The 13868-nt window shown below is 36.9% G+C and carries 10 protein-coding genes; 9 read left to right on the top strand and 1 reads right to left on the bottom strand.

Features of this window, described 5'->3' with window-relative positions; translation table 11 throughout:
• Position 1: 1 nt before the first annotated feature.
• The 9 genes from MM214_RS01220 (at position 2) to MM214_RS01180 (ending at position 11943) form a co-directional block, all read left to right on the top strand.
• Positions 2 to 3409 (top strand): efflux RND transporter permease subunit, encoded by a 3408-nt coding sequence (locus tag MM214_RS01220; protein WP_241291058.1) that lies wholly within the window; start codon positions 2 to 4, stop codon positions 3407 to 3409.
• An 87-nt stretch (positions 3410 to 3496) separates the two neighbouring features.
• A complete protein-coding gene (locus tag MM214_RS01215; protein ID WP_241291056.1) occupies positions 3497 to 3994 on the top strand; it encodes a UpxY family transcription antiterminator in 498 nt (165 codons plus the stop codon).
• A gap of 306 nt (positions 3995 to 4300) precedes the next feature.
• Positions 4301 to 5326, top strand: coding sequence for an alpha/beta fold hydrolase (locus tag MM214_RS01210; RefSeq protein ID WP_241291054.1), 1026 nt, complete (start codon positions 4301 to 4303; stop codon positions 5324 to 5326).
• Positions 5313 to 6560, top strand: a complete 1248-nt coding sequence (locus MM214_RS01205) for a DNA recombination protein RmuC (protein ID WP_241291052.1) — start codon at positions 5313 to 5315, stop codon at positions 6558 to 6560. Before MM214_RS01210 ends, MM214_RS01205 begins: the two co-directional genes overlap by 14 nt.
• A gap of 318 nt (positions 6561 to 6878) precedes the next feature.
• Positions 6879 to 7550, top strand: a complete 672-nt coding sequence (locus tag MM214_RS01200; RefSeq protein ID WP_241291050.1) for a tetratricopeptide repeat protein — start codon at positions 6879 to 6881, stop codon at positions 7548 to 7550.
• A gap of 124 nt (positions 7551 to 7674) precedes the next feature.
• Positions 7675 to 8319 (top strand): SatD family protein, encoded by a 645-nt coding sequence (locus MM214_RS01195; RefSeq protein WP_241291048.1) that lies wholly within the window; start codon positions 7675 to 7677, stop codon positions 8317 to 8319.
• Entirely contained in the window at positions 8316 to 9032 is a 717-nt protein-coding gene (locus tag MM214_RS01190; RefSeq protein ID WP_241291046.1) for a DUF3307 domain-containing protein, read from the top strand. The genes MM214_RS01195 and MM214_RS01190 overlap by 4 nt, the downstream gene beginning before the upstream one ends.
• A 109-nt stretch (positions 9033 to 9141) precedes the next feature.
• Entirely contained in the window at positions 9142 to 10488 is a 1347-nt protein-coding gene (trkA, locus tag MM214_RS01185) for a Trk system potassium transporter TrkA (RefSeq protein ID WP_241291044.1), read from the top strand.
• A 3-nt stretch (positions 10489 to 10491) separates the two neighbouring features.
• Positions 10492 to 11943 carry a TrkH family potassium uptake protein gene (locus MM214_RS01180; RefSeq protein WP_241291042.1) on the top strand — a complete coding sequence of 484 codons (1452 nt, stop codon included), beginning with the start codon at positions 10492 to 10494 and terminating at the stop codon, positions 11941 to 11943.
• On the opposite strand, the gene MM214_RS01175 is transcribed toward MM214_RS01180, so the two are convergent.
• Positions 11940 to 13769, bottom strand: a complete 1830-nt coding sequence (locus MM214_RS01175; protein WP_241291040.1) for a sensor histidine kinase — start codon at positions 13767 to 13769, stop codon at positions 11940 to 11942. The two genes, MM214_RS01180 and MM214_RS01175, sit on opposite strands and share 4 nt — an antisense overlap.
• Positions 13770 to 13868 lie beyond the last annotated feature (99 nt).

The following is a 13868-nucleotide window of genomic DNA, read 5'->3' as shown; positions in this document are numbered from 1 at the left end:
TATGTCCAACCAAGAAGAAAAGAAAAAAGAAATCACAAGGGAGTTTGGATTAAGTTCACTTTCAGTTGACAACCAAACATCCATTGTTATATTGGTCTTCATCATTACCATTTTAGGTTTGATGGCGTATAGAACAATGCCTAAGGAAAGTTTTCCTGAGATTGTAATCCCTACCGTATATGTAGGTACGGCATATCCTGGTAACTCTCCAGTCGATATGGAAAACTTGATCACTAGACCTATCGAAAAAGAGCTAAAATCCCTAAACAATGTCAAGGATATCAAATCTACATCTGTCCAAGATTTTTCATCTATCGTAATTGAATTCAATCCTGGTGTAGAAATATCCAAGGCAATTCAAGATGTAAAGGATGCTGTGGATAAATCTAAAAGTGAATTACCTACAGATTTAGATAGAGAGCCAGATGTAATTGAAATCAATACTTCTGATTTCCCTATCATGAATGTTAACATTTCGGGGAATTATACGGAGGAAGAGTTGAAGAAATTCGGGGAGTACCTAGAAGATGAAATTGAAAAATTACCTGAAATCTCTAAAGCTGAACTAAGAGGAACCATTGAAAGAGAAATAAGAATAGATGCTGATATCTATAAAATGGAAGCTCTTGGTGTTGCTTTTTCTGATATTTCAGATGCAGTAAGTCAAGAAAATCTAACAATCTCTGGTGGAAATCTACTCGCAGGAGAGTATCGAAGAGCTTTGAGAATAGCTGGTGAATTCAAAGATCCAATGGAACTATTGGAGATCATAGTGAAGACAGAAAATAACAAAATTGTCTATCTCCGTGATGTCGCAGAAGTTAGCGATACCTTCAAAGAAAGAACTTCATATGCCAGAAGTAACAAACTGCCAGTGGTCACGGTCAATGTGGTCAAAAGAAGTGGAGAAAACCTACTGGATGCTTCTGATAAAATCAAAGAGCTGATAGAAAGGGCCCAAAGTAATCGCTTTCCTGAAGACTTAGAAATCACAATCACCAATGATCAATCTAAGCAAACTCGCTCGCAGGTAAACGATCTTGAGAATAGTATCATTTTTGGGGTAATTCTCGTGATTTTGGTATTGATGTTTTTCCTTGGATTTAGGAATGCCCTATTTGTAGGTATTGCTATACCGCTTTCCATGTTTATTTCATTCTTGATTCTCAATGCCTTTGGAATCACTCTGAACTTGATGGTGCTATTTGCTTTGATTTTGGCACTTGGGATGCTAGTGGATAATGGGATCGTAGTAGTGGAGAATATTTATAGATTGATGCAGGAAGGAAAGCCAGCTGTAAAAGCTGCCAAGGAAGGTGTTGGAGAAGTGGCATGGCCGATTATCACCTCTACAGCTACTACACTTGCGGCATTTTTACCTTTGGCTTTTTGGGATGATATCATCGGTGAGTTTATGAAATACTTGCCGATTACTTTGATTATAGTATTGTCATCTTCTTTGTTTGTAGCCTTAGTGGTCAATCCAGTATTGACTTCTATGTTTATGAAAATACAAAACCTAGACGAAGTTAGACCGCGCAAAAAGCCATTAATCATCGCTTTAGTACTTTTTAGTTTGGCACTGCTGTTTTACATTTTCGGTTGGATTGTGATGGGTAATTTGGCAATGATTGCAGCCTTGCTTACCATTTTCAATGTATTGGTGATGCGCAAAGCCATTCGCTGGTTTCAAAATGTATTTTTGGTATATCTTGAAAATGCTTACGAAGGTGTGTTGAGCTATGCCCTTGCAGGAAAGAAACCATATGTTTTCTTTGTTGGTGTCAACTTGTTATTGGTCTTATCGATTGCATTGTTATTCGTAAGATCACCTCAGGTGCTGTTTTTCCCAGACAATGAGCCAGCATTGGTCAATGTATTTATAGAAAAACCAATAGGTACAGATACTGAGGCTACCAATAGTTTTGTATTGTCTATGGAGGATGAATTGATGGGCGTATTATCTCCTTATGAAGATATCATCGAATCTATCATAACGCAAGTAGGAGAAGGAACTGGCGATGAATCAGAAGGCCCAAGTATTGCCAATACGCCTCACAAAGCAAAGGTTACGATCAGCTTTGTCGAAAGTCAATTCAGAAATGGAATAAATACCAATCAAGTAATGGAAGAAATCCGTGAATTGGTAGAAAAATACCCAGGCGTATTGTTCACAGTAGACAAGCAAAGGAATGGTCCTCCAGTTGGTAAGGCTGTAAATATTGAAGTTGCTGGAGAGAATTTTGAAGAGCTGATTGCTTATGTAAGTGAATTTAGAGAACATCTGGTATCTGCAAATATTCCAGGAATAGAAGAATTGAAGACAGATTTGGAATTAGGTAGCCCAGAAGTGATATTGAACATCGACAGAGAGAAGGCTAGAAGATTTGGGCTTTCTACTTCTACTATTGCAAATGAGCTGAGAACTGCTCTTTTTGGATTGGAGGTATCCAAATACAAAGAAGGAGAAGACGACTATCCTATTCAATTAAGATTGAAAGATGAATATAGATATGATATTACTTCTTTGATCAATAAAAAAATCAACTTCAGAGATAAATTTGGAAACCAAAAGGAAATTCCAATTTCTGCTGTTGCTACACTTGAATATGGTTCAACATACGGTTCTGTCAAGAGAAAAGATTTGGAGAAAGTTATCACCATTTTCTCTAATGTTACAGATGGCTTCAACCCAACAGAGATCAATAATCAATTGAAAGATTTGGCAGCTAATCATAACAGGCCAGATGGAATTACGGTGAAGTTCACTGGTGAGCAAGAAGAACAAGCAAAATCACAAGCATTCTTGATGAGGGCACTTTTTATTGCTGTGTCTGTGATTTTCTTGATTATCGTGGCGCAATTCAATTCTGTAACCACACCATTCATCATCATGGCATCAGTCATCCTGAGTACCATTGGTGTGTTCTTAGGTCTGGTAATTTTCAATATGGACTTTGTGGTGATCATGACTGGTATTGGTATCATATCGCTAGCTGGTGTGGTTGTTAATAATGCCATAGTATTGATCGATTATACGAACTTAGTTAGAACACGTAGAAGAGAAGAATTAGGCCTAGGTGAAGATGAGTTTCTAGATTACGACGAACTTCTCAATAGTATAGTACAAGGAGGTAAGACAAGGTTGAGACCTGTACTACTTACAGCTATCACTACTGTGTTAGGTTTGATTCCACTGGCTATTGGTATGAACATCAATTTTGCTACCATGCTATCTGAATTTGACCCACAATTCTACATTGGTGGTGACAATGCAGACTTCTGGGGCCCAATGGCATGGACTGTAATATTTGGGTTAACCTTTGCTACCTTTCTTACGTTAGTGATCGTACCTGTCATGTATTTACTGGCAGACAAATTGAACATGTTTTTGCGTAGATTCAAATAACATGATTTAATAAAGGTTGGTGGTTTTAAATGATTAAACCCTTGGGATATTATCTCAAGGGTTTTTATTTTTGTACTTTACGAAAATATGGAAGATTTACATTGGTTTGTATTATACACAACAGCTCGGGCTGAAAAGAAAGTAGCTCAAAGGTTAGAAGATCAAGACATTGAAGTATTTTTACCTTTAGTAGAAGAGTTAAGGCAGTGGAGTGATAGGAAAAAGAAAGTTCAGCGCCCACTATTCAATGGTTATTTATTTGTAAAAACATCTAAAATAAATCTTTGGAAAAGCCTTCAAACACCAGGTGCAGTTAAATTTGTGAATTTCAATGGCGAGCATGCTACAGTTCGTGACTCTGAAATAGAGATGATCAAAAGAATTTTAGAAACAGGAGTGGCTATAGAAACTGATAATGGAGAAATAGCACCTGGACAGCAAGTCAAAATCATCGGTGGAGCATTAGAGGGAATGGAAGGAGAATGTGTAAACAAAGGAAACAAGGACTATTTTATCATTCGAGTGCCAGGGATCAACCAAAATTTAATTGTAAATATTCCGAGAAAGTTCCTATTGACTAATTAAGTGAGAATTTGTGAATATCATCAACCCGTGAGCTTCTCGGTAGTTTAACCCCAGTTCCATCAGTGCTTGTCCCTAGCAGTCAGTGTGATATTACCAATACTCAAGCTAAGCTAAAACGGTCATTTTCCAGTTCAATTGCAAAATTCAGTTTTCCACTCATGAGAGTTTGTAATCTTTGCTCTTTCTAAAGTTGGATTTTAATAAATCATAAACTTGGAACAAGTTTTAACTTTGAGACAATCAGTGAAGTTAAGTAAAATTGATTCATCATCCTTTATTCCCATCACAACTATACCAATCAGCAGCATGAAAAAAATAGGTTTACTAATCGCAAAGGGACTTTTAAGTCTTTTGCTTCTGATCGCAATTATACTGATGGCAAGCTATAGATCTGATCTAACCCTGGATGAATTAGCACCTCGCTATATGGATCAGTACAGTCACATGATCACCGTAGATCAGGTGCCCGTCCATGTAAGTATCAAAGGCAAAGGGGAGGCTATTTTTCTAATACACGGAAGTTTCTCATCCTTACATTGTTGGAAAGAATGGGAAAAAGAATTGTCACAACATTTTCTTACGGTCTCGATTGATCTCCCTGGTCACGGACTTACTGGACCAGATCCTGAAAAGCGCTATGGAATACACGATTATGCAAAGCTAGTAGCTAGCATTGCACAACAATTGGAAATAAAGGAATATCATCTCGTAGGAAACTCAATGGGTGGGGCAGTAGCGATGATGATAGCTTCTACATTTCCTGATCAAGTCCTTACTTTGAACCTAGTCAATGCAGCAGGAGCATTCAATCTTCAGTCAGAAAATGATAATGTTGAAATAGTGGAGAAGGAATCAAAATCAAGACCTACTATTTTTAAAATTGCCAATAGTCCTTTGGCTTCAAAGATACTTTTGAAATGTACGCCTAGGTGGTTGTTCAGCTTTAATTTAAGGCAAGTCTATTATGATGATTCTAAAATTCATAATGAGCAGGTGACACGGTACTACGAGCTGATGCGACGAGAAGGTAACAGACAAGCTACTTTAGATAGAATGTCCAATCAGTCTCCGTATGTGATTGAAGTAGATAAGCTCCAGATGCCCATCATGATCATGTGGGGCAAGCAAGATACTTGGATACCAGTAAGTCATGCTGATCATTTTAAAAAGATGCTTCCAGAGGCATATGTCAAAATATACAACCATACAGGCCATGTACCTATGGAAGAAAGACCGACAGAGACTGTCGCAGAATATCTATCATTCCTAGGTATACAAGCAGATCGAGATTACTTTAGTGCTCCTAATTATTATAGCTATGCATACAGATAATCTTTTGATGCTCATTTGTGCCATTCAGTTGGTTCTTTTGTTTGTTTTGATTTACCGTTCTTTTAGCCTTAAGTCTGATGATAAAGATGTGATTCAATCACTTAGAAGGGAGCTTGATGATCAAATGCAAGCTAATAGAAAGGAGATTTCACAAGGGCTTGTTCAGCAGTTTAGTTTGGTTTTTGATACGCTGCGGGCTACTTCTAAGGAACAACGTGAGGCTCTTGGTGCATTCGAATTATCCTTCAAATCAAGTGTTGGAGAATTTAATGCTTTGCAAAAAGAAAAGTTTCAAGACCTGATTCAGAAGCAAGAGCGGATGCTATCAATTACTGACGAAAAGTTGGAAAAAATGCGAGAAACTGTCGATGAAAAGCTTCAAAAAACCTTAGAAGCTAGAATTGGGCAGTCTTTTGAGTTGGTCAACAAGCAGTTGATGGCTGTGCAGAAAGGACTAGGAGAGATGCAGAATTTGGCTGTGGGAGTAGGAGATTTGAAAAAAGTATTGAATAATGTGAAGACAAGGGGCATTTTGGGAGAATATCAACTCCAAGCCATACTGGAAAATGTGCTAGCACCAGAGCAATATGAGTACAATGTGCAGGTTAAGCAAGGTGCAACTGAGCGCGTCGAGTATGCCATAAAAATGCCAGGATCAGGTCAGGATGAGCGAGTGTACCTTCCCATAGATGCCAAGTTTCCTCAAGAGACCTATTATCGGTTACTTGATGCCTATGAATTAGGCGATAAGTTGCTGGTAGATGCTGCAAAAGCAGACTTGAGAAAGGCTGTCAAAAAAGCCGCAGCAGATATTCATCATAAATATATCCATCCACCTTTCACCACTGATTTTGCAGTATTGTTTCTTCCTATGGAAAGTCTTTATGCTGAAGTGATCAGAGAAGGTGATTTAGCACAACAGCTGCAGAGGGATTTTAAAGTTATTCTGGTAGGACCTACTACCATGGCGGCTATTCTGAACAGTCTTCAGATGGGGTTCAGGACTCTGGCGATTCAGCAGCGTAGTGGTGAGGTTTGGAAGGTTTTGGGTGCTGTGAAGACCGAATTTAATAAATTTGGAGACTTGATCAGCAAGGCCCAAAAGAAGATAAATGAAGCAAATAGTGATTTGGATCAGCTCGTTGGTACCAGAACCCGCGTGATACAAAGAAGGCTAAAAGACATCGAAGAATTACCTGAAAGTGAGGGAAGTCAATTCTTAGATAAGCCATAGAATTTCCAACGCATTTTTATTTTTTAATATGATGATTCCTTCCTTTTAAATCAGCAAATGAGTTGATTTAAAAATCCAAGGACCTTTATTTTAATATACACCAATAACTTGTTTTCAGTGTAAAGGGTTGAATTTCCCATTTGTGGTAGAGTCTTAAATACACCCTATATGATTTGGCAATGGGTTTCTTTGTAGATTTTCATATTGACAACTTAGTTTATAACTAATCTGATACTTATTCGTTAGTTTTTTGGTTTAATATTGTATTTATGCCCATTTCTAATTTCACCTATTGATAACTTAATGAATGTACACATCATGAGATATAAATTTACTTTCGCAATATTTATTTTATCCATTTCTATGGCTTTTGCACAAGAAATGTACGAGGTAGACTTAGAAGAACGCAACAACTCTATCGTCATCACCAATACAGCAAATGACATGATGGAGAATGGTAATTATGAGCAAGCAGCAAAAATTCTAGAAAGCATTTTCAAGAATGATCCTACATTTCATCCTGCTTACATTGAATATTACAAAGCTATATATGGCACTAAGTATGATCATCTCAAGCTAATTGAAGTGCTAAAACAAGGCTTAACCATTTTTGAAAATGATGATGAGTTAGCTTACTATTTAGGCAATGTATACCAATCAGCCCGGAAATTTGGCGAAGCTATAGATGCTTATTCTGATGCGATATCATATAGTAAAATCAATGGAGAAGATTATCCTATCGTGTGGGGTTACCATTTCAATAGGGGAAATTGCCATTTGAAAACGGCACAATATGAAAAGGCTATCAAGGATTATTCTTATGCACTAGAGCTAAGTCCAGACAATGGAGATATTTTGACCAATAGAGGAACGAGCTATTATCAGGTAAAACAAAAAGCTTTGGCTTGTGAAGATTGGACAAGTGCGCTTAAGTTTGGAGCTGATGCGGCAAAAAAATATGTTGACCTTTATTGCAAAACTATTGATTAGGATAATTCAAAATATCCTAGGACCCTACGATAATTAAAAATATCCTAGGATCATACGATAATCAAAAATATCCTAGGATCCTGCGATATTTTGAATTATCGTTGAATTCAACGATAATTGTATCATGATAGCAATATTAAGAGCGGATATCGTCTCATCTAGGACATTGGATAATCAAGATAAATGGATCAGGCCACTCAAACAGCTATTGGCTACTTGGGGGAAGTCTCCCAAAACATGGAAAGTAGACTGGGGAGATTCTATACAAATAGAGATTTCAGATCCTGAAGAAGCACTTTTGAAAGCTTTACAGATCAAAGCATTGATCAAAAGAGTATCGTCTGGAGAAGGAAGTAAACTACAAAGTAGTATAGACATACGCATAGCTATAGGAATAGGAGAGAAGACTTATTCTGCAAAGTCAATATCGGAGAGTAATGGGCCAGCATTTATTTATTCAGCGGAGAAATTTGAGAATTTGAAAAAAGAGAATGTGAATCTGGGGATCAAAACTCCATGGGAGGAATTTGACGAAGAAATGAACCTCTACCTCAAGCTTGCAGGACTTTTCATGGATAGGTGGACTTTTTCATCAGCAGAACTTGTAGAATCCGTGCTCATGGGACCACAAAAGACCCAAGAGGAAATCGGAAAGCTAATAGGCATCAAACAAAATACGGTCAGTGGAAGATGGAGTAGAGCAAATGTAGATGAGCTGAAAGCTGTGGAGAAAATATTTAGGAAAAAAATTAATAACCTTCTTCAATGATCATCATTATCAAACTCCTTTTGGCCCATTTTTTAGGTGATTTTGCACTTCAACCAAGGTCGTGGGTTGAACAAAAAGAAAAGCGTAAAGCAAAATCAGGAAAGCTATACCTTCACATTTTGATTCACGGCTGCATCATGATGATATTACTATGGGATTGGTCAGTATGGCCAATGGTACTGACATTGATGCTAATACACGGTGTCATTGATGTGCTTAAACTTTATGCTCAAAAGGAAAAAACCAAAACATCATGGTTCATCATTGACCAAGTATTGCACCTTACAAGCATCCTTGCAGTGTGGTACATCATTTATAATCCAGCCATAGATTTAATTTATCTATTCAATAAGCCTATGCTTTGGATTTATATCCTCGCCATATTGATAGTATCAATGGTCACAGGAATCATGATGCAAGTCTTTATGCACAAGTGGGCTACTCATTTGGAAGAAGGCAATGGGAATTCCCTAAAAAATGCAGGTAAGTATATTGGAATATTGGAAAGGTTGTTAGTATTGACATTCATAGTAATTGGGAGATGGGAAGGTGTCGGATTCTTATTAGCAGCCAAGTCTGTATTCAGATTCGGAGATTTGAAAGAGAGCAAAGATAGAAAATTGACAGAGTACATCTTGATAGGTACCTTGATTAGCTTTGGTATCGCCATTGCTGTAGGCTTGGTTTTAGTTCAATTACAAAATATTCTGTAGACTCATTTTAATAAAATTTCTTTTTCATTCGTTTTTTTACCTGTATTCGAACCCAATTTGATATAAAGTACTTACCTTTGTTGCCTAAACATTTGCGATTTCGTCACCTATGGGAATGAAGATTGTAATTGCTGGAGCAGGAGATATGGGATATCACTTAGCCGAGCAATTGAGTTTTGATAATAAAGACATCGTATTGATAGATACAGACAAAGATGTACTCGACAATGTATCTTCACACCTAGATGTGCTGACAATCGTAGGAGATTCTACATCTTTTGAAGTGCTCAAAAATGCAGGTGTCAAAGATGCGGCCATGCTCATGGCTGTCACCACATCCGAAAAAACCAACATCGTAACAGCGGCGCTTGCCAAACAGCTAGGAGCTAAAAGAGTAATTGCACGAGTTCGAACACATGATTATCTTCAAGCTGATCATGAAAAACACTTTCGACAGATCGGTATTGACAATATCATTTCACCCACCATGCTTTGTAGTGGTGAAATCAAAAAGATGTTGAAAAATTCAACTTTTACAGATGTCTTTGAATTTGAAGAAGGGAAATTGAGTGTGGTAGGTATCACATTGGATCAATACAGCTCTTTGGTCAATAAGAAAATATCTGACATGCGTAAAAACCCAATATTCGAAGATATTCGAATTATTGCAATCGTAAGAGGTCAGATGACGATCATTCCAAATGGACAGACAATTATAAGAAATAATGATCATGTCTTTTTTATATCAAACAAGAAGGCAGTTGAGTCTATTCTAGAATTGCTCGGTCAGAAGAAAGTCACAGTGAAGAATGTGATGATTATAGGTGGAGATGATATGGCCTATGCTACCGCTTTGAAATTGGAAAATGACTATAGAGTTACGCTAATACACAAAGACAAAGAACGTTGTAAATGGCTTTCTGAAAGACTTGATAAGACATTGGTTATCAATGGGGACTATAAGAATATTGAACTATTGGTTGAAGAAGGATTAGAAGAAATGGAGGCATTTATTTCCGTCACTGAATCTTCTGAAACCAACATTATCACTTCCCTTTCTGCAAAAAATCATGGTGTATACAAAGCTATCGCTCACGTGGATACTAGAGAGTATATTCATATTTCCCACAGCATAGGAGTAGATTCCTTGATCAATAAAAAGCTAGTCGCAGCAAATCAAATAACAAGATTCTTAAAAAAAGGAAACGTAGAAGTAGTATCAGGAATTCAAGGGGTGGATGCAGAATTTATTCAATATGTAATCACCAAAAATAATCGAGTGACCAGAAAGGCACTTAAAGACCTATACTTTCCCGAAAGTGCAATCGTCGCAGGGGTGATTAGAGGAGAAGAGGTTTTTATTCCTGATGGTGAATTTATCCTTCAATTAGAAGATAAAGTGATTGTATTTGCATTGCCTGATGCAAAGGTTTCTCTTGAAAAATTATTTCATTAAATCATGATCCATTATAAGGCTATAGGAAAGATCATGGGGGCATTGCTTATGCTCTTAGGTTTGCTTATGCTACCTGGGGTCGGTTTTTCCCTATACTACAAAAGTAATGATCAAATCGCATTGCTGTCTTCTGCCTTTGTTACTTTGACTTTAGGTGCTGCATTCTATTTTTCTCTATCGAAACAAGATCAAAATATCAGAAAGCGAGAAGGTTATTTGATCGTAACACTGAGCTGGATCTTGATGTCTTTGTTTGGGATGCTGCCATATATTTTTAGCAATACAATTCCTGAAATTCATGATGCTATATTTGAAACTGTATCTGGACTGAGTACTACCGGTGCATCGATTCTCAATGACATCGAAGCCATGCCTGCTGGTATTTTGTTTTGGAGAAGCATGACACAGTGGATAGGTGGATTAGGGATTATTGTGCTCACGGTAGCTATATTGCCACTTTTAGGAATTGGAGGCATTGAATTGTTTGTAGCAGAGTCTCCAGGTCCCACTTCTGATAAGTTGCATCCCAGAATTCGTGAGACAGCAAAGCGACTTTGGTTAGTCTATGTTGGGCTTACCTTATTGGTTTGTTTTTTATATTATGTTGGAGGCATGACATTTTTTGATGCGATAAATCACGCATTGACTACAATGGCCACTGGTGGCTTTTCTACCAAAAATGCAAGTATGGCATTCTATGATTCGGCATTCATACAGTATACTGCTATAATTTTCATGTTTTTGGCTGGTACAAACTTTACCATTATTTATTTTGGTCTAAGGGGGAAATTTAACAAAGTTTGGAAATCTGATGAGTTTCGTGCTTACGCTTTGGCAATTGTAGTTTTGTCATTACTCTTTGTCTGGCCAATTTACTTTTACAGTGGGGAAGACTTTGAATTATCCTTCAGAAGTGGTTTGTTTCAGATTGTTTCTTTGATTACCACGACAGGTTTTGTCACAGCAGATTATACTTCATATCATCAAGGACTTACGCTGTTATTCTTTATGATGCTATTTCTTGGTGGATCAGCAGGATCGACTAGTGGTGGTATCAAGTTTGTGAGGCATCTCACTTTCGTGAAAAACACTTGGCTAGAATTCAAAAGGATCGTGCACCCAAGAGCTATTGTTCCGCTAAAAATAAATGGGGATAGAGTCACTGGCAAAATTATCACGCACATCATGAATTTTCTATTGATCTATTTGATGATTTTTGTATTGAGTTCTGTAATTATGGCACTGATGGGGTATGACATTCTAACTTCATTTGGTGCAGTAGCTACCAGTCTAGGTAACGTAGGGCCTGCTATAGGTCAAGTAGGTCCTCTCGATAACTTTGCATTTTTTTCACCAAGCGCCAAACTTTTCTTAAGCTTCTTGATGCTTCTTGGGAGACTAGAGTTATTTACAGTACTTATCGTATTTACACCTTTCTTTTGGAGGGCAAATTAAGTGGCTTTGGGAATTTCAAAGAAGAAATCTGTCCAGTGTCCATATTCACTTTCTACCCATATTTTGCCATTATGCATTTCAATAATCTCTTTGCAAAGCATCAAACCTATTCCAGTTCCGCTCTCTTGATTGGTGCCTGCCGTTGTATAAAAATCAGTTTTAAATAGCTTATCGATATCTTCAGGTTTGATTCCAACACCTCTATCTCGGATTGTAACTTTGACTTTACTATATCTACTAGAGGCAGAGACGACGATTTGATCTCCTGGTCTAGTAAACTTCATTGCATTGGATAGAAGATTTCTAAGCACAATATCAATCATATTCTGATCAGCCATTACGTCAAACTCATCTACTATTCTATTGATCAGCTTTTGGTTTTTAAAATATCCACCATGAGGCAATAAGTCCATATTTCTTTGGATCAAATCATTCAAATTGAACTTAACAGGTTTAGGTTCAAGTTTTTTCATTTGACTTCTTGACCAAAGTAGAAGATTTTCAAGTAATGTATTGTTATTGCCTAAATTTTTGGAAATCATTTCAACATAATCTGTGAACTCCTTTTTCGTAAGATTCTTCTCCTGTACCAATTTGAGTAATCCCGTCAACGAATTGAGGGGGCTTCTAAGGTCATGTGCTATGATGGAGAAAATCTTGTCTTTCTCTAGATTTGATTTTTGTAATTGATGGGCTTGTATTTCTAACTGATTCTTTTGTAATGATAGATGATCAAGATTGATTTTTTCCCTTTTCCACGCTCTGAAAATGATAAAAAACCCTATACTCACGATCAGTATGATAATAAAAAGACCTATCGATAAGTAAATTTTGATTCTAGCATTTTCTTGAATCAATTGCTGTTGCTTATTTAAAAACTCAATCTCTTCTCTTTGATTTTTGATGGTAATTCCGGCAAGATGGTTTTTAGTTCTTTCATTTTTTATAATGTTTCTTTCACTCAGCAATAAGCCTTGATACTTATTGGATAAAATTGAATCTCCTCTTGTAAAATGCATCTGATTCATCAACTGATAGATATCAATCATAGCTTCGGAATTGGGCTTTTGATGATGAAGTACCTCGGCTCTTTCAGCATAATTCACGGCCTCATCAAATTTTCCAGTTTTAATTTTTAATTCGACCAACTTGCCCAAAGCATGTATTGCCCTTACTTTATCATTTTCTATTCCATATTGATATAGCCTTTGAATATGTTGCTCTGCTTCATCATATATGCCAATAGACATTAGGATATCAGCTTTATTGAACTTTGATACAATTACTTGACGAGTTAAACCTAAATCTTCTCGTATTTGTATGGCATTATCTATTTTGGCTATGGCTTCTCTAAACATACCCAATTCACTCAAAACCAAACTCATACCTGTATAGTTGTATCCAAGTCCGTTGAGGTCATTGACTTTTTTAAATTCCTTCTCTGCTTCTAGGTAATACTCCAAAGCTTCTTCATAAAATTCTTTGAGGTAATACATTTGACCTATATTGTTCAAAGAATGGCCTATCTGAGTCGGAATATTTAACGACTTACTTACTTCAAGAGCCTCTTCATAGAGTACCAAGGCTTCCTCTTGAAGATTCATATTTCTGAAATAAACTCCTAATCTATTTAGGTTCTGAGCAAGTAGTTCTTTTCGATCAAGAAGTCGTGCAAGGCTTATCGCTTCTTGATAGTATTGCAAAGCGGAATCCGAATAGTGGATTTCTGCTACCAAGGCACTCAAAAGATCTAATTTTCTAAGCTGTGAATTAGAGTTTTTGTATAACCTATACAGGCTGTCTGCTTTTATCTCTTGCTCATCCATCTGAATTGAAAAGGAGTGAGATGGATAACCGAAAGACATTAAAAATAAAAATAAGGTAAAAAGTTTGACGCTGTACGCTTTTAATATGTTTGGGGATTG

It is taken from the genome of Belliella kenyensis, from assembly GCF_022549675.1.
In the GTDB taxonomy this organism is placed as follows: domain Bacteria; phylum Bacteroidota; class Bacteroidia; order Cytophagales; family Cyclobacteriaceae; genus Belliella; species Belliella kenyensis.
The sequence above is the reverse complement of the archived record's forward strand: the minus strand, read 5'-3'. Positions and strand labels throughout refer to the sequence as shown.

Coding starts and splice junctions, on each gene's coding strand:
- MM214_RS01220 (WP_241291058.1), top strand. CDS start 2: ATGTCCAACCAAGAAGAAAAGAAAAAAGAAATCACAAGGGAGTTTGGA.
- MM214_RS01215 (WP_241291056.1), top strand. CDS start 3,497: ATGGAAGATTTACATTGGTTTGTATTATACACAACAGCTCGGGCTGAA.
- MM214_RS01210 (WP_241291054.1), top strand. CDS start 4,301: ATGAAAAAAATAGGTTTACTAATCGCAAAGGGACTTTTAAGTCTTTTG.
- MM214_RS01205 (WP_241291052.1), top strand. CDS start 5,313: ATGCATACAGATAATCTTTTGATGCTCATTTGTGCCATTCAGTTGGTT.
- MM214_RS01200 (WP_241291050.1), top strand. CDS start 6,879: ATGAGATATAAATTTACTTTCGCAATATTTATTTTATCCATTTCTATG.
- MM214_RS01195 (WP_241291048.1), top strand. CDS start 7,675: ATGATAGCAATATTAAGAGCGGATATCGTCTCATCTAGGACATTGGAT.
- MM214_RS01190 (WP_241291046.1), top strand. CDS start 8,316: ATGATCATCATTATCAAACTCCTTTTGGCCCATTTTTTAGGTGATTTT.
- trkA (WP_241291044.1), top strand. CDS start 9,142: ATGGGAATGAAGATTGTAATTGCTGGAGCAGGAGATATGGGATATCAC.
- MM214_RS01180 (WP_241291042.1), top strand. CDS start 10,492: ATGATCCATTATAAGGCTATAGGAAAGATCATGGGGGCATTGCTTATG.
- MM214_RS01175 (WP_241291040.1), bottom strand. CDS start 13,769: ATGGATGAGCAAGAGATAAAAGCAGACAGCCTGTATAGGTTATACAAA.